The 15,800-nt window shown below is 67.2% G+C and carries 16 protein-coding genes and 1 tRNA gene; 4 read left to right on the plus strand and 13 right to left on the minus strand.

Going from position 1 to position 15,800, the window contains the following annotated elements; all coding sequences use genetic code 11:
• Positions 1-592: 592 nt before the first annotated feature.
• The 13 genes from ISN38_RS02275 to ISN38_RS02335 all read right to left on the minus strand — a co-directional run bounded on the left by ISN38_RS02275 (position 593) and on the right by ISN38_RS02335 (position 12,180).
• Positions 593-669, minus strand: a tRNA-Pro gene (locus ISN38_RS02275).
• Positions 670-766: 97 nt separating this feature from the next.
• On the minus strand, positions 767-1,123 hold the full coding sequence (locus tag ISN38_RS02280) for a MerR family transcriptional regulator (RefSeq protein WP_003466663.1): 357 nt from the start codon (positions 1,121-1,123) through the stop codon (positions 767-769).
• Positions 1,104-1,403 carry an integration host factor subunit alpha gene (locus ISN38_RS02285; RefSeq protein WP_003466661.1) on the minus strand — a complete coding sequence of 100 codons (300 nt, stop codon included), beginning with the start codon at positions 1,401-1,403 and terminating at the stop codon, positions 1,104-1,106. Before ISN38_RS02285 ends, ISN38_RS02280 begins: the two co-directional genes overlap by 20 nt.
• Before the next feature lie 21 nt (positions 1,404-1,424).
• Positions 1,425-3,800, minus strand: coding sequence for a phenylalanine--tRNA ligase subunit beta (gene pheT / locus ISN38_RS02290; RefSeq protein WP_047324812.1), 2,376 nt, complete (start codon positions 3,798-3,800; stop codon positions 1,425-1,427).
• A gap of 117 nt (positions 3,801-3,917) precedes the next feature.
• Positions 3,918-4,913: a phenylalanine--tRNA ligase subunit alpha gene (gene pheS / locus ISN38_RS02295; protein ID WP_003466655.1), complete on the minus strand. Its 996-nt coding sequence runs from the start codon at positions 4,911-4,913 to the stop codon at positions 3,918-3,920.
• 206 nt (positions 4,914-5,119) lie between these two features.
• Positions 5,120-5,479, minus strand: a complete 360-nt coding sequence (rplT, locus tag ISN38_RS02300) for a 50S ribosomal protein L20 (RefSeq protein ID WP_047324811.1) — start codon at positions 5,477-5,479, stop codon at positions 5,120-5,122.
• 10 nt (positions 5,480-5,489) lie between these two features.
• Positions 5,490-5,687, minus strand: coding sequence for a 50S ribosomal protein L35 (gene rpmI, locus ISN38_RS02305; RefSeq protein ID WP_002811096.1), 198 nt, complete (start codon positions 5,685-5,687; stop codon positions 5,490-5,492).
• Between the two features lie 377 nt (positions 5,688-6,064).
• The gene (gene infC / locus ISN38_RS02310) at positions 6,065-6,604 is read right to left on the minus strand and encodes a translation initiation factor IF-3 (RefSeq protein ID WP_080603146.1); all 540 of its coding nucleotides are present in this window, start codon (positions 6,602-6,604) and stop codon (positions 6,065-6,067) included.
• A gap of 48 nt (positions 6,605-6,652) precedes the next feature.
• Positions 6,653-8,557, minus strand: coding sequence for a threonine--tRNA ligase (thrS, locus tag ISN38_RS02315; RefSeq protein WP_003466606.1), 1,905 nt, complete (start codon positions 8,555-8,557; stop codon positions 6,653-6,655).
• 130 nt (positions 8,558-8,687) lie between these two features.
• Positions 8,688-8,966 carry a hypothetical protein gene (locus ISN38_RS20755; RefSeq protein ID WP_139115863.1) on the minus strand — a complete coding sequence of 93 codons (279 nt, stop codon included), beginning with the start codon at positions 8,964-8,966 and terminating at the stop codon, positions 8,688-8,690.
• Positions 8,967-9,816: 850 nt separating this feature from the next.
• Positions 9,817-10,071 carry a DUF6587 family protein gene (locus ISN38_RS02325; protein WP_003472006.1) on the minus strand — a complete coding sequence of 85 codons (255 nt, stop codon included), beginning with the start codon at positions 10,069-10,071 and terminating at the stop codon, positions 9,817-9,819.
• A gap of 1 nt (position 10,072) precedes the next feature.
• Positions 10,073-11,932 carry a ferrous iron transporter B gene (gene feoB, locus ISN38_RS02330; RefSeq protein WP_003472009.1) on the minus strand — a complete coding sequence of 620 codons (1,860 nt, stop codon included), beginning with the start codon at positions 11,930-11,932 and terminating at the stop codon, positions 10,073-10,075.
• A complete protein-coding gene (locus tag ISN38_RS02335; RefSeq protein WP_087960527.1) occupies positions 11,929-12,180 on the minus strand; it encodes a FeoA family protein in 252 nt (83 codons plus the stop codon). The genes feoB and ISN38_RS02335 overlap by 4 nt, the downstream gene beginning before the upstream one ends.
• Before the next feature lie 125 nt (positions 12,181-12,305).
• Between ISN38_RS02335 and ISN38_RS02340 the strand changes: the two genes are divergently transcribed.
• From ISN38_RS02340 to yeiP, 4 genes are all read left to right on the plus strand, one after another.
• Positions 12,306-13,094, plus strand: a complete 789-nt coding sequence (locus tag ISN38_RS02340) for an enoyl-CoA hydratase-related protein (protein WP_003472015.1) — start codon at positions 12,306-12,308, stop codon at positions 13,092-13,094.
• Between the two features lie 159 nt (positions 13,095-13,253).
• The gene (locus tag ISN38_RS02345; RefSeq protein ID WP_003472017.1) at positions 13,254-14,147 is read left to right on the plus strand and encodes a hydroxymethylglutaryl-CoA lyase; all 894 of its coding nucleotides are present in this window, start codon (positions 13,254-13,256) and stop codon (positions 14,145-14,147) included.
• A gap of 212 nt (positions 14,148-14,359) precedes the next feature.
• A complete protein-coding gene (locus tag ISN38_RS02350; RefSeq protein WP_003472018.1) occupies positions 14,360-15,130 on the plus strand; it encodes an SDR family oxidoreductase in 771 nt (256 codons plus the stop codon).
• A 103-nt stretch (positions 15,131-15,233) separates the two neighbouring features.
• A complete protein-coding gene (gene yeiP, locus ISN38_RS02355) occupies positions 15,234-15,800 on the plus strand; it encodes an elongation factor P-like protein YeiP (RefSeq protein WP_003472019.1) in 567 nt (188 codons plus the stop codon).

Below are 15,800 nucleotides of genomic sequence, written 5' to 3' on the forward strand. Positions count from 1 at the left end.
CCCTCTGTCGAGTGATTTTGGGAACGCCGCACTCATCTAACCAGACGGCGCTCCATCACCGTTCGGGGCAAGACGATTGCAGTGTCATTTCATGCCCGGGGCGACGGCCCGGAGCAACAGCGAAGCCTCGTGTTGCAGTGCACTATGGCACAGCTATCGGCCCCTACCAAGACATCTTCCGACATTTTTTTGACGCCATACCGCGCGGATTCAACTACATGTCCACGCATTCAGCATGGGCAGCGAAGACGCGTATCAAAATACACGACGTTAACGTGACGCATGTCAAGGCATTGACGGCTCTGTTCTGCAGTTCACTGCCGGATTTCCGTCCCGCTCGCCGGCAGGTTACGCACGCATGACGCCAGCGCCGACGCCTTTGTCTACCCCTTCGTCCGAGCCGCTGCGCGCCCGCTGCCGTGTGGCTGGAAAGGACGCGCAAGAACACCCGGCCGCCATGCCGCGAATACCGGACCCAGGCAACGCCATGCCTGCCGAATCGTGCGCGGGCCTCGGCTGCGCGCCTGCGATCGGGCTGCGCAAACCCCGCAAAACGAAAAAGGCCCATGTCACTGACATGGGCCCTCGAAGATGGTCGGGGTAGCCGGATTCGAACCGACGACCACTAGTCCCCCAGACTAGTGCGCTACCAGGCTGCGCTATACCCCGGTAAAAACATCCGCCGTTGGGCGGTCCCGCCTCGCGGCGAGCTGGCGATTATAGCGGGATTGGGGCGGCCATTCCTAGCAGGTCGCGCCGTTGCCGCTCAGCGCCGCAACAACTGCAGCACTTCTTCCAGTTCCTGCCGCACCTGCTTGATGATCTGGTTGCTCAGCGCCGACTCCTGCTTGGCACCCTCGCCCTCCAGGCGCAAGCGCGCCCCGCCGATCGTATAGCCCTGTTCGTACAGCAGGCTGCGGATCTGCCGCACCATCAGCACGTCGTGGCGCTGGTAGTAGCGACGGTTGCCGCGGCGCTTGACCGGCTCCAGGCTGGGAAATTCGGTTTCCCAGTAGCGCAGCACGTGCGGTTTGACATCGCACAGCTCGCTGACCTCACCGATGGTGAAGTAGCGCTTGGCCGGAATCGGCGGAAGTTCGCGGTTACTGCCCGGGTCCAGCATAAGCCTCCACTCGCTCCTTGAGCTTCTGTCCTGGGCGGAAGGTGACTACCGTCCGCGCCGAAATCGGGATTTCTTCGCCGGTCTTTGGATTGCGACCGGGCCGTTGGTTCTTGCGGCGCAGATCGAAGTTGCCGAAACCGGACAGCTTCACCTGCCGACCCTGCTCCAGCGCATCGCGCAGCACATCGAAGAAAGCATCGACGAATTCCTTGGCCTCGCGCTTGTTCAGCCCGACTTCGTCGAACAACCGTTCGGCCATTTCCGCTTTGGTCAACGCCATTGCCCTGCTATCCCCTACGTCTCAGCCGCGAATCCGCGCATCGTGTTCGCGCGCCAGCACCGCCACTGCATCGGCGACCACCGCCTCCACATCGCAATCCGTCAGAGTGCGCGAGTTGTCCTGCAAAATCAAGCCCATAGCGAGACTCTTGAAACCCGCCTCGACCCCCGGCCCGACGTAGCGATCGAACAGCACCACCTCGCGCAACAGCGGCCCGACCGCGCCGCGCACGCTGCCCACCAGCGCCGACCAGGCCACCGCCTCCGGCACCAGGAACGCCAGGTCGCGGCGCACCGACGGGAATCGCGACAGCTCGGCGGCACGCGGCAGCGCGCGCGCGGCCAGCGGCGCCAGATCCAGTTCGAAGCCGAGCACCTCCACGTCGATCTGCAGCGCCTGCAGCAAGCGCGGATGCAGTTGGCCGATCCAGCCGATCCGCGCGCCGTCGCGGTACACGTCGGCCGACCGGGTCGGATGCGCGAACGGCAGTGCCGACGGATGGTAGTCCAGGCGTGCGCCGGTGGCGCTGGCCAGCGCGTCCAGGTCGCCCTTCAAATCGTGGAAATCGACCTTGCGTGCCGGCAGGCCCCACTGCAACGCGTCGGCGTCGCCGCACACCGCGGCCGCCACGCGCTGCGTCTCGATAGGCGCAGCAGCGGCCACCGCCGCCTCGAACACCTTGCCCAGTTCGAACAGGCGCACCCGCCCAGCCTGGCGGGCGACGTTGCGGCCCAGCGCCGCGACCAGCCCCGGCAACAGCGACGGACGCATCACTGCTAGTTCGGCGCTGAGCGGATTGGCCAGCGCCACGCGCCCGGCATCCAGGCCCCACTGATCCAGCAACGCCGCATCGACGAAGGCGTAGTTGATGGTTTCCAGCATCTCGCGCGCCACCAATTGGCGGCGCACGCTCAGTTCGTCCAGCTGCGTCTCGCTGCCCATGGCGATGCGCGAGGCGCCGCCTGGCAGCGTGGTCGGCAAGCGGTCGTAGCCGTGGATGCGCGCCAGCTCCTCGATCAGGTCCTCTTCCAGGGCGATATCGAAGCGCCGGCTCGGCGCAGTGACCTGCCAGCCATTGGCGGCAACCGCGACCTCCATGCCCAGCGCGCGCAGGATGCGCTCGACCTCGGCGTCGGCGATCTCGATGCCGAGCACGCGCACGATGCGCGCGCGGCGCAGCGCGATCGGCGTCGGCGCCGGCAGGTGCTCGGGCAACTCGGCCTCGACCACCGGACCGGCACGGCCACCAGCCAGTTCCAGCACCAGCCGCGTCGCCAGTTCCAATGCCGGCCGCGGCAGCGCCGGGTCCACGCCGCGCTCGAAACGGTGGCCGGCATCGGTGTGCAGGCCGAGCTTGCGACCGCGGCCCATGATCGCGGCCGGCGCGAAATGCGCGGCCTCCAGGAACACATGCCGGGTCGCATCGGTGACGCGGGTGGCGTGCCCGCCCATCAGGCCGGCCAGGGCGACCACGCGGTCGCCGTCGGTGACGGCCAGGAAGCCGTCGTCGAGCGTCGCGTCGCGGCCGTCGAGCAGCTTCAGCGTCTCGCCGGCACGCGCGCGGCGCACGCCGACCGGGCCGTGCAGCGTGTCCAGATCGAAGGCATGCATCGGCTGGCCCAGTTCCAGCATCACGTACTGAGTGATATCGACCAGCAGCGACACCGGACGCACGCCGCAGCGGCGCAGGCGTTCGGCCATCCACAGCGGCGTCTTCGCCGCCGGGTCGAGATCCTCGACGACGCGCCCGCAGTAGCGCGGCGCATCGGCGCCCGCCTTCAGGCGCACCTCGAGGCAGCGCTCGCTGGCGACAGCGACCGGCGCGGCCGCGAACGGCAGCACTTCGCTGGCGCAGGCCGCGGCCACGTCGTAGGCGATGCCGCGCACGCCGAAGCAATCGGCGCGATTCGGGGTCAGCTTGATCTCGATGCTGGCGTCGGGCAAACCGAGATACTCGCTCAGCGCCTGGCCGATCGGCGCATCGTCGGGCAGCTCGAACAGGCCCGACGCATCGCTGTCCAGGCCCAGCTCCTTGGCCGAGCACAGCATGCCGTTGGACTCCACGCCGCGCAGCTTGGCTGCCTGGATCGCGATGCCGCCTACCTGGGCGCCGACCAGCGCCAGCGGCGCGACCAGCCCGGCGCGCGCATTCGGCGCGCCGCAGACGATCTGCAGCAAGCCACCCTGCCCGGCATCGACCTGGCACACCTGCAGCCGATCGGCTTCCGGGTGCCGCACCGCCTCGACGATGCGCGCCACCACCACCTGCTGCAGCGACTCGCCGAGCGGCGTGACCTCTTCGACCTCGAGACCGATGGCGGTCAGGGTCGCAGCCAATTCATCGCGCGAGGCCTGGGTTGGGACGTGGCTGCGCAGCCAGTTTTCAGAGAATTTCATGAATTTTCCGGGACTCGGGACTCGGGACCCGGGACTGGGATACCAGGACGCGCGGACACGTGGAACGCTGACGCTTCCACGAGTCCCGAGTCCCGAGTCCCGAGTCCCGAACAGAACTCAAGCAAACTGACGCAAGAACCGCACATCGTTCTCGAAGAACGCGCGCAGATCGTTGACGCCATAGCGCAGCATCGCGAAGCGCTCCACGCCCATGCCGAAGGCGAAGCCGGTGTAGCGCTCCGGATCGATGCCGACGCTGCGCAGCACGTTCGGATGCACCATGCCGCAGCCGAGCACTTCCAGCCAGCGGGTGCTGCCATCGGGCTGCTGCCAGGCGATGTCCACTTCCGCGCCGGGTTCGACGAACGGGAAATAGCTGGGACGGAAGCGCATCTCGAAGTCGCGCTCGAAGAACGCGCGCACGAACTCGGACAAGGTGCCCTTAAGGTCGGCGAAGGTGGAATGCTCGTCGACCAGCAGGCCTTCGACCTGGTGGAACATCGGCGAGTGGGTCTGGTCGCTGTCGCTGCGGTAGACCTTGCCGGCGGCGATCATGCGCAGCGGCGGCGCATGCTGCCCCATGTAACGCACCTGCACGCCAGAGGTATGGGTGCGCAGCAGGCGCCCGTCGCCGAAGTAGAAGGTGTCGTGCATCGCCCGCGCCGGATGGTGCGGCGGAAAGTTCAGCGCTTCGAAGTTGTGCCAGTCGTCCTCGATCTCCGGACCGTCGGACAACTCGTAGCCGAGCCGCGCGAAGATCTCGGTGATGCGCTCCAGCGTGCGCGTGACCGGATGCAGCGCGCCGCGCTCGCCGCGCCGGCCCGGCAGGGTCACGTCGATGCGCTCGGCGGCCAGACGCGCATCCAGCGCCGCGCCTTCCAGCAGCGCCCGGCGTGCGGCCAGCGCCGCGGAGACCGCATCGCGCGCCTGGTTGATCGCCTCGCCGGCAAGCTTGCGCTGCTCGGGCGGCAGCGCGCCGAGCTGTTTCAGCTGTGCGGTGATGCTGCCGCTCTTGCCCAGCAGCGCAACGCGCAGCTGCTCCAGCGCTTCGGGACTGGCCGCCGCGGCGATGTCCGCCAGCGCCTGCCCGCTCAGGGATTGGATATCACTCATTCATTAGCACTCGCGCCTCACTTCAGCCGACCACCCCGACCCGGATCCTGCGCTCGGGAGACACCCCGCGACAGGACCGATCCCGCAATCGGGATGCACAAAACGCAAAAAGGGGAAGGACTCGCGCCCTTCCCCTGCATGTTGGCGATGGCTCCCTCGTTGAACACCCGCACATGGATGTGCGGGCTCCTGCGAGGGACTCGCACTTATGCCGCCAGCGCGCCCTTTGCCTTCTCCGCCAAGGCGGCAAAGCCCTGCGCGTCGTGCACGGCGATGTCCGCCAGCACCTTGCGGTCCAGGGTGATGCCAGCCTTGAGCAGGCCATTCATGAAACGGCTGTAGCTCAGGCCGTTGGTGCGGGCCGCCGCATTGATGCGGGTGATCCACAGCGAACGGAACACGCGCTTCTTCTGCTTGCGGCCGATGTAGGCGTACTGCTGCGCCTTGATCACCGCCTGCTTGGCGACGCGGAAAACCTTGCGACGGGCGTTGTAGTAGCCCTTGGCGAGGTTCAGAACTTTCTTGTGACGACGGCGTGCCTGGACGCCACGTTTTACTCGAGCCATGGTTCAGTCCTCAGAGGTAAGGCAGCATACGGTCAAGACGGCCAGCGTCCTCGGCACGAACATGGTTCGTCTGCCGCAGGTTGCGCTTCCGCTTGGTCGCTTTCTTGGTGAGGATATGGCTACGGTTGGCGTGGCCGCACTTGTATTTGCCGGAGGCGGTCTTGCGGAAACGCTTGGCCGCCGCCCGGTTGGTCTTGATCTTGGGCATTGCAATGTCCTTGATGGTGTTTTGTCACTGGTCAGGGCGGTGGCTGCGCCACGCTTTCCGTCCGTGCCCGTACCGGCTTGTAAGCCCTTGATCCTCAAAGAATCAGGGCGGGTCCTATTGCCGCGTTGACGGCAAACCCGATGCACTGGGCCGCGCATTATGCCAGGGCTTGGAATGCCTTGCAAATCATGTATTTCGATCCGGGCGCCTGCGCGTCGGGACTCGGGACTCGGGACTCGAACAGGCTGCGCGATGCGCGGCCACGCGGCAACAGCGCGACGGCGGAGCGCGGCGACGGGACACACGGAGGGAGCCGACAGGCGCCCGTGGCGACCGCGCTCCCGCGCATGGACGGGGGCGCGATCCGGAGCGGCTGGTCAGCGCTTCTTCGGCGCGATCATCATCACCATCTGCCGGCCTTCCAGGCGCGGGCGCGATTCGATGACGATGTCTTCGCCGAGGTCGGCCTCGATCCGCGACGCCATTTGGCGCCCGAGTTCCTGGTGGCTCATCTCGCGGCCACGGAAGCGGATATTGACCTTGACCTTGTCGCCCTCTTCGAGGAAGCGGCGCATGTTGCGGAGCTTGATCTGGTAATCGCCCTCGTCCGTGACCGGACGGAACTTGATTTCCTTGATCTCGACCTGCTTGGTCTTCTTCTTGGCTTCGTTCGCCTTCTTCTGCTGCTCGAACTTGAACTTGCCGAAGTCCATGATCTTGCACACCGGCGGATCGGCCTGCGGCTGGATCTCGACCAGGTCGAGGCCATCCTCTTCTGCCAGCGCCAACGCTTCGTCGCGGGTCAACACGCCGACCATCTCGCCGTCCTTGCCGATCACGCGAACGCGCGGGACACGGATCTCTTGGTTCTTGCGGTTCTGTTTGTTGTCAGGGGTACTGATGTTGCAATCTCCCAGGGGAATCGGACCGACGCGGAAGGAGGCTCCGCCCGCATCGGGGTTGTCTTACGCCAGTTGCTCGGCGCGCAGCCGGTCGGCGAAGGCGGCAACCGACATGGTCCCCAGATCCTCCCCCGATCGCGTGCGGACTGCAATGGCGCCGTTTTCCTTCTCGCGGTCGCCCGCCACCAGCAGATACGGCACCCGCTGCAGCGTGTGTTCGCGAATCTTATAGCCGATTTTTTCGTTCCGCAAATCGGCCTCGATGCGGAACCCTTGATTTGCAAGGAGTTTCCGCACGCTCTCCACATAGTCGGCCTGGGCATCGGTGATGTTCATCAGCATTGCCTGCACCGGCGACAGCCAGGCAGGGAACGCGCCGGCGTGGTGCTCGATCAGGATGCCGATGAACCGCTCCATCGAACCGACGATGGCCCGGTGCAGCATGACCGGGGTTTGGCGCTGGCTCTGCTCGTCCACGTACTCGGCGCCAAGGCGCTCGGGCATGAAGTAGTCGACCTGCATGGTGCCCAGCTGCCAGGTGCGGCCGATCGCATCCTTCAGGTGGTACTCGATCTTGGGCGCGTAGAAGGCGCCCTCGCCCGGCAGCTCCTCCCACTCCACGTTCACCGCGCGCAGCGCGCGGCGTAGCGTCTCCTCGGTGCGATCCCAGAATTCGTCGGTGCCGATACGCTTGTCCGGGCGCAGCGCCAGCTTCACCGAAATGTCGGAGAAACCGAAATCCGCATAGACCTTCAGCGCCTGCAGGTGGAAGGCGGTGACCTCGGCCTCGATCTGCGCTTCGGTGCAGAAGATGTGGCCATCGTCCTGGGTGAAGCCGCGCACGCGCAGGATGCCGTGCAGCGCGCCGGACGGCTCGTTGCGGTGGCAGGCGCCGAACTCGCCGTAGCGGATCGGCAGGTCGCGGTAGCTGTGCAGGCCCTGGTTGAACACCTGGACGTGGCCCGGGCAGTTCATCGGCTTGACCGCGTAAGTGCGCTTCTCCGACTCGGTGAAGAACATGTTGTCCTGGTAGTTGTCCCAGTGGCCGGATTTCTGCCACAGCGACACGTCCAGGATCTGCGGGCAACGCACCTCGCCGTAGCCGCTGGTGCGGTACACATTGCGCATGTACTGCTCGACCACCTGCCAGATCGACCAGCCCTTCGGATGCCAGAACACCAGCCCCGGACCTTCTTCCTGCAGATGGAACAGGCCCTGCTGCTTGCCGATCTTGCGATGGTCGCGCTTGTCCGCTTCCTCCATGCGCAGGATGTAGGCATCCAGCTGCTTCTTGTCGGCCCAGGCGGTGCCGTAGATGCGCTGCAGCTGCTCGTTCTTGGCATCGCCGCGCCAGTAGGCGCCAGAGATGCGGGTCAACTTGAAGGCCTTGAGAAAGCGCGTGTTGGGCACGTGCGGGCCGCGGCACATGTCCACGTATTCCTGGTGGTAGTACAGGCCCATCGCGGTGACGTCGTCGGCCATGTCCTCGATCAGACGCAGCTTGTAGTCCTCGCCACGCTGGCGGAACAGCGCGATTACCTCGGCGCGCGGGGTGACCTTCTTGACCACATCGTAGTCCTGCGCGATCAGCTCCTGCATGCGCTTTTCGATCGCCGCCATGTCCTCGGGGGTGAACGGGCGCTCGCTGTAGATGTCGTAGTAGAAGCCCTCGGCGATGATCGGGCCGATCACCATCTTGACCTCGGGGTACAGCTGCTTGACCGCATGGCCGACCAGATGCGCGCAGGAGTGGCGGATGATCTCCACGCCTTCGGCGTCCTTGGCGGTGACGAGGCGCAGGTTGGCGTCGTGCTCGATGGGGTCGCAGGCGTCGACCAGGCGGCCATCGACCTGGCCGGCGATGGTCGCCTTGGCCAGGCCCGGGCCGATGCACTGGGCCACGTCCATGGGACTGACGGGGTGTTCGAATTCGCGGCGGCTGCCGTCGGGGAGCGTGATCGTGATCATGGGAGTCGGCAAGAAGGAAAGCGAGGCGGGGCGGACGTTTCCCGCCGCGCGTCGGAAGCCGGCGGCGCAAGGCGCGGGATACAAAGAAGGCGCCGCAAGGGCGCCTGCTCGGACAGCCTTGGACGGGGTTTCATGCTGGGGCGATGGTAGTGCTCATGTCGCACGCTCGGCCGGCGTTGCCGCGGGCCACCCGTAGTTCCGCATTCAATAATGACCAAATGGTAACCCATTTGGCGGGATTGTGAAGTCGCACCGTCGGCAACGCCGCAGCCGCAGGTTCCCGAATGCCTCGGCCTACGTGCGACGCAGCCGGACCCGCCATGCCCAGGCCCGAGAACATCCGCGCCCGATCTTTCTCTTTGTCACGCTCTAGATCCCCAGCCGTATTGATCTGGTCGATGATCGTCATCCCCACCTGCATCAACGCCAGGTTCTTGTCGACGGGCTGTCCGAACTCCCCGTCACCGTCTTCACGATCGCGCTGCTCAGACCGCCCGTCGCCCTCCAGTAGAGGCTGGTCTCGTCTCCATGCGGCTTGGCCGCGGACACCATGCCCATCGCCACTGGCCTGGCAAGTCAGCGAAGACGCGCGGTGCCGCGGCGTGGTGCAATACGCGTTTTACGTGCGTCATAGCGCCCAGTCCGCTTGCCGGATCACGCTGCATGTCGCAGCACCTGCATCGCGCGATGTTGGATCAGCCCTGCCCTTGTTCATCATGCGATCGTGGCTGACGCATCCGCAGCGATACCTCTGTGGTGCCTGTGATCGCCGTTTCAACGCAAGCAGTTCGCTACTCAATCACTGGTCGATGGGCGCCACGTCGATGCCTAGGTAAACCATCGAATGCTGCGCCGTTCGGATGCTACGAGAATGGCTGGTGCCTAATACGAAGCCACCTGAAACGGGTCGAGCTGAAGTTGATAGGGCAGCGAGACCAGGTTCATGATCCGTTTCACCACTGGTCAGCTAGTCGAAGATGCACTTGACCTGGTCGGGGGTGAACGCCTGCGAGCCATGGCTCTTCGCGCGCTGCTTCTTCAGCTTCCTGATCGCGCTGGCATGACTGGAGCACTGCGAGGCAGCGGCAGCGTAGAGCACACCATGCCGGCAGACGCTGCGGCGATGCCGCCCCAGGGCGTGTCATCCCTCCCCCGAGCAGCTCGCGCCATTGCCGCGCAGCGTGTTCACGTCAGCGCTGGCACGGCAGCGTACACGCGCAACAATGCCCCTATGGGTTGGGCCTGTCAGGCCGCCAGACTCAATGCCGCTGCGGCGGAGTGGGACCGCAACTGTCGCAACCGCCGCAGGCACCGCCGCCGGCGCTGGCCGCCGGCGCGATCTTCCTGCCCAGCGCCTGCAACCAGGTCGCACGGCCCGGCTTGAGCAAGCGCAGGGCGATCGCACTGCGCAGCGTGCGCGCAGTGCCGGGAAACTGCTTCTTCAGCACCACCCAGGCGCTGAGCAGCACCGCCAGCGCGATCACCAGGTACTGCAGCAGCAGCGACGTGCTCATCTCAGCCGGCGCCCAGCGCCGCCGCAACCTGGTAGGTGAGCAGCGAGGCCAGATACGCCAGCGCGAACAGGTAGAAGGCCGCGAAGCTCATCTGCTTCCACGAGTTGGTCTCGCGCTTGATCGTGGCAAGGGTGGAAATGCACATCGGCGCATAGATGTACCAGACCAGCAGCGACAGCGCGGTGGCCAGCGACCAGCCATTGTGAATCAGCGGCGATAGCGCCTGCGCCGCGGCATCGTCGTCGGCCGCCGACAACGCGTATACCGTCGCCAGCGACGCCACCGCCACCTCGCGCGCGGCCAGGCCGGGGATCAGCGCGATGCAGATCTGCCAGTTGAAGCCCAGTGGCGCGAACACCGTGGTCATCGCGTGGCCGATGCGGCCGGCGAAGCTGTAGTCGATCGCCGGTAGCGTGGCGTTGGCCGGCGCGGCCGGGAACGACAGCAGGAACCACAGCAGGATGGTCAGCGCCAGGATGATGCCGCCGACGCGCTTGAGGAAGATCGCCGCGCGCTCCCACAGGCCCAGCGCCAGGTCGCGCAGGTGCGGCACGCGGTACGAGGGCAGTTCCAGCAGCAACGGATGCTCGCCCTTGTCGCGGCGCCACTTCTTCATCGTCCACGACACCGCCAGCGCGCTGGCGATCGCGGCGAAATACAAGCCGAACAGCACCAGGCCCTGCTGGTTGAACACGGCCCAGACCTGTTTCTGCGGGATGAACGCGCCGATCAGCAGCGCATACACCGGCAACCGCGCCGAGCAGGTCATCAGCGGCGCGACCAGGATCGTGGCCAGACGGTCGCGCGGGTCCTGGATGCTGCGCGTGGACATGATCCCGGGCACCGCGCAGGCGAAGCTGGACAGCAGTGGGATGAACGAGCGCCCCGACAGCCCCGCCGCGGCCATCATGCGGTCGAGCAGGAACGCCGCGCGCGGCAGGTAGCCGGATTCCTCCAGCGCCAGGATGAAGGCGAACAGGATCAGGATCTGCGGCAGGAAGATCACCACCCCGCCGAGGCCGGCGATGATGCCGTCGACCAGCAGGCTATTGAGCGGCCCGGCCGGCAGCGTTGCACCGACCCAGGCGCCGAGCCCCTTGCTGCCGGCATCGATCAGATCCATCACCGGCTTGGCCCAGGCAAACACCGCCTGGAAGATCAGGAACATCACCACCGCCAGGGTCAGCAACCCGGCGACCGGATGCAGCAGCCAGCGGTCCAGCGCGTCGTCGATGCGCGAAGTGCGGCTCGGCATCGATACCGCGGCGGCGAGGATGCGCCGTACCTGCTGGTGGTAGTCGCCCTGCCCTTCGGCCGGCGCCACCGCCGGCGGCAGCGCCGGGGCCATCGCGTCGAGCCGCTCGACCAGGGCTTTGGCGCCGTTGCGGCGCACCGCCACGGTCTCGATCACCGGCACGCCGAGCGCGTCTTCCAGCGCCTGGCGGTCGATCCGGATGCCGCGGCGCTGCGCGGCATCGACCATATTCAGCGCCACCAGCATCGGCTTGCCCAGCTCGCGCAGCTCCAGCGCGAAGCGCAGGTGCAGGCGCAGGTTGGTGGCATCGATCACGCACACCAGCACGTCCGGCGCCGGCTCGCCCGGATAGAAGCCGCGGCACAGGTCGCGGGTGATCGCCTCGTCCAGGCTGGCCGGCTGCAGGCTGTAGGCGCCGGGCAGGTCGAGCACGGCGAAGTCGCGCCCGGACGGCGCGCGGAAGCGGCCTTCCTTGCGCTCGACGGTCACACCGGCGTAATTGGCTACCTTCTGCTTGCTGCCGGTGAGTTGGTTGAACAGCGCGGTCTTGCCGCAGTTCGGATTGCCGACCAGGGCCAGGCGCAGCGGGACCACGTCTGCGCTCATGACTGCATCTCAGCGCTGACGCTGACCTGCACCCGCGCCGCTTCGCTGCGGCGCAGCGCGAAACGCGTATAGCCGACCTGCACCAGCAACGGCTCGCCGCCGACCGGACCGCTGGCCAGCACCTGCACCTGCTCGCCGGCGACGAAACCCAGTTCGCGCAGGCGGCGCGCGATGGCGTCGTTGGGCTGGCGCTCGTGCACGGTCTCCACGGTGGCGGTGCTGCGCAACGGCATATCGGACAACGTCACGGAACGTTCCGTCGATAAGAATGGTTATCAATTGTAGCATCGTCGCATCGCATCATGGCGCGGCCGGCACGGCCCGCTATCATCAGCCGTATGGCTGCCGTTATCCCTTCGCGAGAGAACTGCCGATGAGCGATGCACTGTTGCTGGAGCGCTCAGGCAAGGTCCTGACGCTGCGGCTGAACCGACCCGAGGTACGCAACGCGTTCGACGCCGCGCTGATCGCGCAGCTGACCGAAGCGCTGCACGCGATCGGCGCCGATCCGAAGGTCAAGGTAGTGGTGCTGGCGGGGGCCGGCGCGGCGTTCTCGGCCGGCGCCGACCTGCAATGGATGCGCTCGATGGCGAGCGCCAGCGAGGCGGAGAACATGACCGATGCGCTGGCGCTGGCGCAGCTGATGCGCACCCTGAACGAACTGACCAAGCCGACAGTGGCGCGGGTGCATGGCGCGACCTTCGGCGGCGCGGTCGGGCTGGTCGCCTGCTGCGACATCGCCGTGGCCTCCACCGACGCCCGCTTCGGGCTCAGCGAGAGCCGCCTGGGCCTGTTGCCGGCGGTGATCTCGCCGTATGTGATCGCCGCGATCGGCGCGCGCCAGGCGCGGCGCTGGTTCGCCAGCGCCGAAGCGTTCGATGCGGCCACCGCTACCCAGATCGGCCTGGTGCACCAGACCGTGGCGCCGACCGCGCTGGACGCGGCGGTGCAGCGCCAGGTGGAACTGCTCGGCCAGGCCGGCCCGCTCGCCACCGCCGGCGCCAAGGCGCTGGTGCGCCGGGTCGCCGCAGGCGGCGACAACGCCATGCTGGACCGCGACAACGCCGCGCTGATCGCCCGACTGCGGGTCTCGGCCGAAGGCCAGGAAGGCCTGAGCGCGTTTCTGGACAAACGCGACCCGAACTGGCTGGGATTGTGGTGAGCGCGCTCGACCACATCGGGATGCGCTGGGTCGATCTGGAGCGCAGCTTCGCTTTCCACTCCAAGGAATGCATGTGACCGCCAATTCACCGTTTCCGCCCTGCCCCGCCCGGCCTCTCTTGGCCGCGCCCGCTTGCGCGCCCCGCTGCAGGCGCCGCCGATGAGCGACTTCGTGCGCCTGGTGGAAGTGGGACCGCGCGACGGCCTGCAGAACGAGAAGGCCTGGGTCGCTACCGCCGACAAGATCGAACTGATCGCGCAGCTGTCGCGCACCGGCCTGCGCAGCATCGAGGCGACCAGTTTCGTCAGCCCGAAATGGGTGCCGCAACTGGCCGACGCGGCCGAGGTCTATGCCGGCATCGTGCCGGCGCCGGGCGTGGACTACCCGGTGCTGGTGCCGAACCTGCAGGGCTACGAGCGCGCGGCCGCGGTGGGGGTGCGCGAGGTCGCGGTGTTCACCGCCGCCTCGGAAACCTTCAACCGCACCAACACCAATGCCGGCATCGACGAATCGCTGGCGCGCTTCGCGCCGGTGCTGGCACGCGCGGCGGCCGATGGGGTCAAGGTGCGCGGCTACGTCTCCACCGTGCTCGGTTGCCCCTACCAGGGCGCGGTGCCGCTGGCCGACGTGGTGCGAGTGGCGCGGCAGCTGCACGCCATGGGCTGCTACGAAATCTCGCTGGGCGACACCATCGGCGTCGGCACCCCGGCCAAGGCGCGGGCGATGCTGCGCGCGGTCGCCGCCGAACTGCCGATGGCGGCGCTGGCGGTGCATTTCCACGACACCTACGGCCAGGCCCTGGCCAATATCGCCGCGTGCCTGGAAGAAGGCGTGCGCGTGGTCGATGCGGCGGTATCCGGCGCCGGCGGCTGCCCGTACGCCAAGGGCGCCAGCGGCAACGTGGCCAGCGAGGACGTGGTCTACCTGCTGCACGGCAACGGCGTGGCCACCGGCATCGATCTGCCGGCCCTGGCCGCGACCGGGCGCTGGCTGGCGCAGAAGCTCGGCCGCGCGACCGGCAGCAAGGTCGGCCAGGCGCTGGCGGCGGCGTAACCGCAAGCGACCGGTGCGCCGGCAGCGCTCGGCCGCGCGTGCCCTGCTGCCCCACGCCACCCACCGTGCACGACGGCGACGCATGCACGTCCCGACCTTAGCGACAAAGAACGAAGCCTTCCCGAGAGACGTTCTTCGAGTCTCGAGTCCCGAGTCCCCGGTCCCGACGTCCAGCCAGCTAAACTGCACGCTTCCCTGGAAAGGAGCACCTCATGCAGCTTGCCGATCTCCGCGCGGTGGTCACCGGCGGCGTGTCCGGCCTCGGCCTGGCGGTCGCGCAGCGCATCGTCACCGAGGGCGGCAAGGTCGCGCTGTTCGACCTCAACGACGACAAGGGCGCGGCCGCGGTCGCCGCGCTCGGCGCCGCGCAGGCGCGCTATTTCCGCACCGACGTCAGCGACGAGGCGCAGGTGGCAACGCACCTGAGCGCGGCGCGCGACTTCCTCGGCGGGCTCAACGCCGCGATCAACTGCGCTGGCATCCTCGGCGCCGGCCGCGTGCTCGGCAAGGAGGCGCCGATGGCGCTGGCCACCTTCCAGGACACGGTGATGGTCAACCTGGTCGGCAGCTTCAACGTCGCCAAGGCCGCCGCCGATCTGATGCAGCACAATGCGCCGGGCGAAGACGGCGAGCGCGGCGCGATCGTCAATACCGCCAGCGTCGCCGCTTACGAAGGCCAGATCGGCCAGGCCGCGTATGCCGCCTCCAAGGGCGGCGTGGTGGCGATGACCCTGCCGATGGCGCGCGAACTGGCGCGCTTCGGCATCCGCGTCAACACCATCGCCCCGGGCATCTTCTGGACGCCGATGGTGGACGCCATGCCCGAGGCGGTGCAGCAGTCGCTGGCCGCGTCGATCCCGTTCCCGCCGCGGCTCGGCCGCCCCGAGGAATTCGCCGACACGGTGCTGTTCCTGCTGCGCAACCGCTATCTCAACGGCGAGGTCATCCGCCTCGACGGCGCGGTACGCTTGGCGCCCAAGTAGCGGGGAGTCGGGAATGGGGAATCGCAAAGCGCATCCCTGTCACTGATTCCCGCCCGCCTGCTTGACGCTTTTCCTATTCCACAATCCCGATTCCCAGCCCCCTATGAAAGCCAACGAAATCAAGAAAGGCAACGTCGTCGAGTACAACAACGGCGTCTACCAGATCCGCGACATCGAGCGCAGCTCGCCGCAGGGCCGTGGCGGCAACGTGCGCTTCCGCTTCGTGATGTACAGCGTGCCGGGCGGCAACAAGCTCGATGCCAGCTTCGACGGCGACGACGACCTGCGCGAAGTCGACCTGCTGCGCCGCCAGGCCACTTTTTCGTACAAGGACGGCGAGGCGTTCGTGTTCCTCGACGACGAGGACTACACCCCGTACACCCTCGATGCCGACGTGATCGGCGACGACGCCGGCTACATCACTGAAGGCCTGACCGGCCTCTACGTGCAGGTCATCGACGACCAGCCGGTGGCGGTGCAGTTGCCGCAGAGCGTGACCCTGGAAGTGATCGAAACCCCGCCGGAGCTGAAGGGCGGCACCGCGACCAAGCGGCCGAAGCCGGCCAAGCTCAGCACCGGGCTTGAGATCATGGTGCCGGAATACATCGGCAACGGCGAGCGCGTGCTGGTCAACACCACCACCGGCGAGTTCGCCGGCCGCGCGGACTGA

Source organism: Xanthomonas translucens pv. undulosa (genome assembly GCF_017301775.1).
GTDB classification, from domain to species: domain Bacteria; phylum Pseudomonadota; class Gammaproteobacteria; order Xanthomonadales; family Xanthomonadaceae; genus Xanthomonas_A; species Xanthomonas_A translucens.

What these genes read in the sequence shown, in the direction of transcription:
- ISN38_RS02280 (WP_003466663.1), bottom strand. Translation starts at nt 1,123, where the DNA reads ATGCTGGACCCGGGCAGTAACCGCGAACTTCCGCCGATTCCGGCCAAG.
- ISN38_RS02285 (WP_003466661.1), bottom strand. Translation starts at nt 1,403, where the DNA reads ATGGCGTTGACCAAAGCGGAAATGGCCGAACGGTTGTTCGACGAAGTC.
- pheT (WP_047324812.1), bottom strand. Translation starts at nt 3,800, where the DNA reads ATGAAATTCTCTGAAAACTGGCTGCGCAGCCACGTCCCAACCCAGGCC.
- pheS (WP_003466655.1), bottom strand. Translation starts at nt 4,913, where the DNA reads ATGAGTGATATCCAATCCCTGAGCGGGCAGGCGCTGGCGGACATCGCC.
- rplT (WP_047324811.1), bottom strand. Translation starts at nt 5,479, where the DNA reads ATGGCTCGAGTAAAACGTGGCGTCCAGGCACGCCGTCGTCACAAGAAA.
- rpmI (WP_002811096.1), bottom strand. Translation starts at nt 5,687, where the DNA reads ATGCCCAAGATCAAGACCAACCGGGCGGCGGCCAAGCGTTTCCGCAAG.
- thrS (WP_003466606.1), bottom strand. Translation starts at nt 8,557, where the DNA reads ATGATCACGATCACGCTCCCCGACGGCAGCCGCCGCGAATTCGAACAC.
- ISN38_RS20755 (WP_139115863.1), bottom strand. Translation starts at nt 8,966, where the DNA reads ATGACGATCATCGACCAGATCAATACGGCTGGGGATCTAGAGCGTGAC.
- ISN38_RS02325 (WP_003472006.1), bottom strand. Translation starts at nt 10,071, where the DNA reads ATGAGCACGTCGCTGCTGCTGCAGTACCTGGTGATCGCGCTGGCGGTG.
- feoB (WP_003472009.1), bottom strand. Translation starts at nt 11,932, where the DNA reads ATGAGCGCAGACGTGGTCCCGCTGCGCCTGGCCCTGGTCGGCAATCCG.
- ISN38_RS02340 (WP_003472015.1), top strand. Translation starts at nt 12,306, where the DNA reads ATGAGCGATGCACTGTTGCTGGAGCGCTCAGGCAAGGTCCTGACGCTG.
- ISN38_RS02345 (WP_003472017.1), top strand. Translation starts at nt 13,254, where the DNA reads ATGAGCGACTTCGTGCGCCTGGTGGAAGTGGGACCGCGCGACGGCCTG.
- ISN38_RS02350 (WP_003472018.1), top strand. Translation starts at nt 14,360, where the DNA reads ATGCAGCTTGCCGATCTCCGCGCGGTGGTCACCGGCGGCGTGTCCGGC.
- yeiP (WP_003472019.1), top strand. Translation starts at nt 15,234, where the DNA reads ATGAAAGCCAACGAAATCAAGAAAGGCAACGTCGTCGAGTACAACAAC.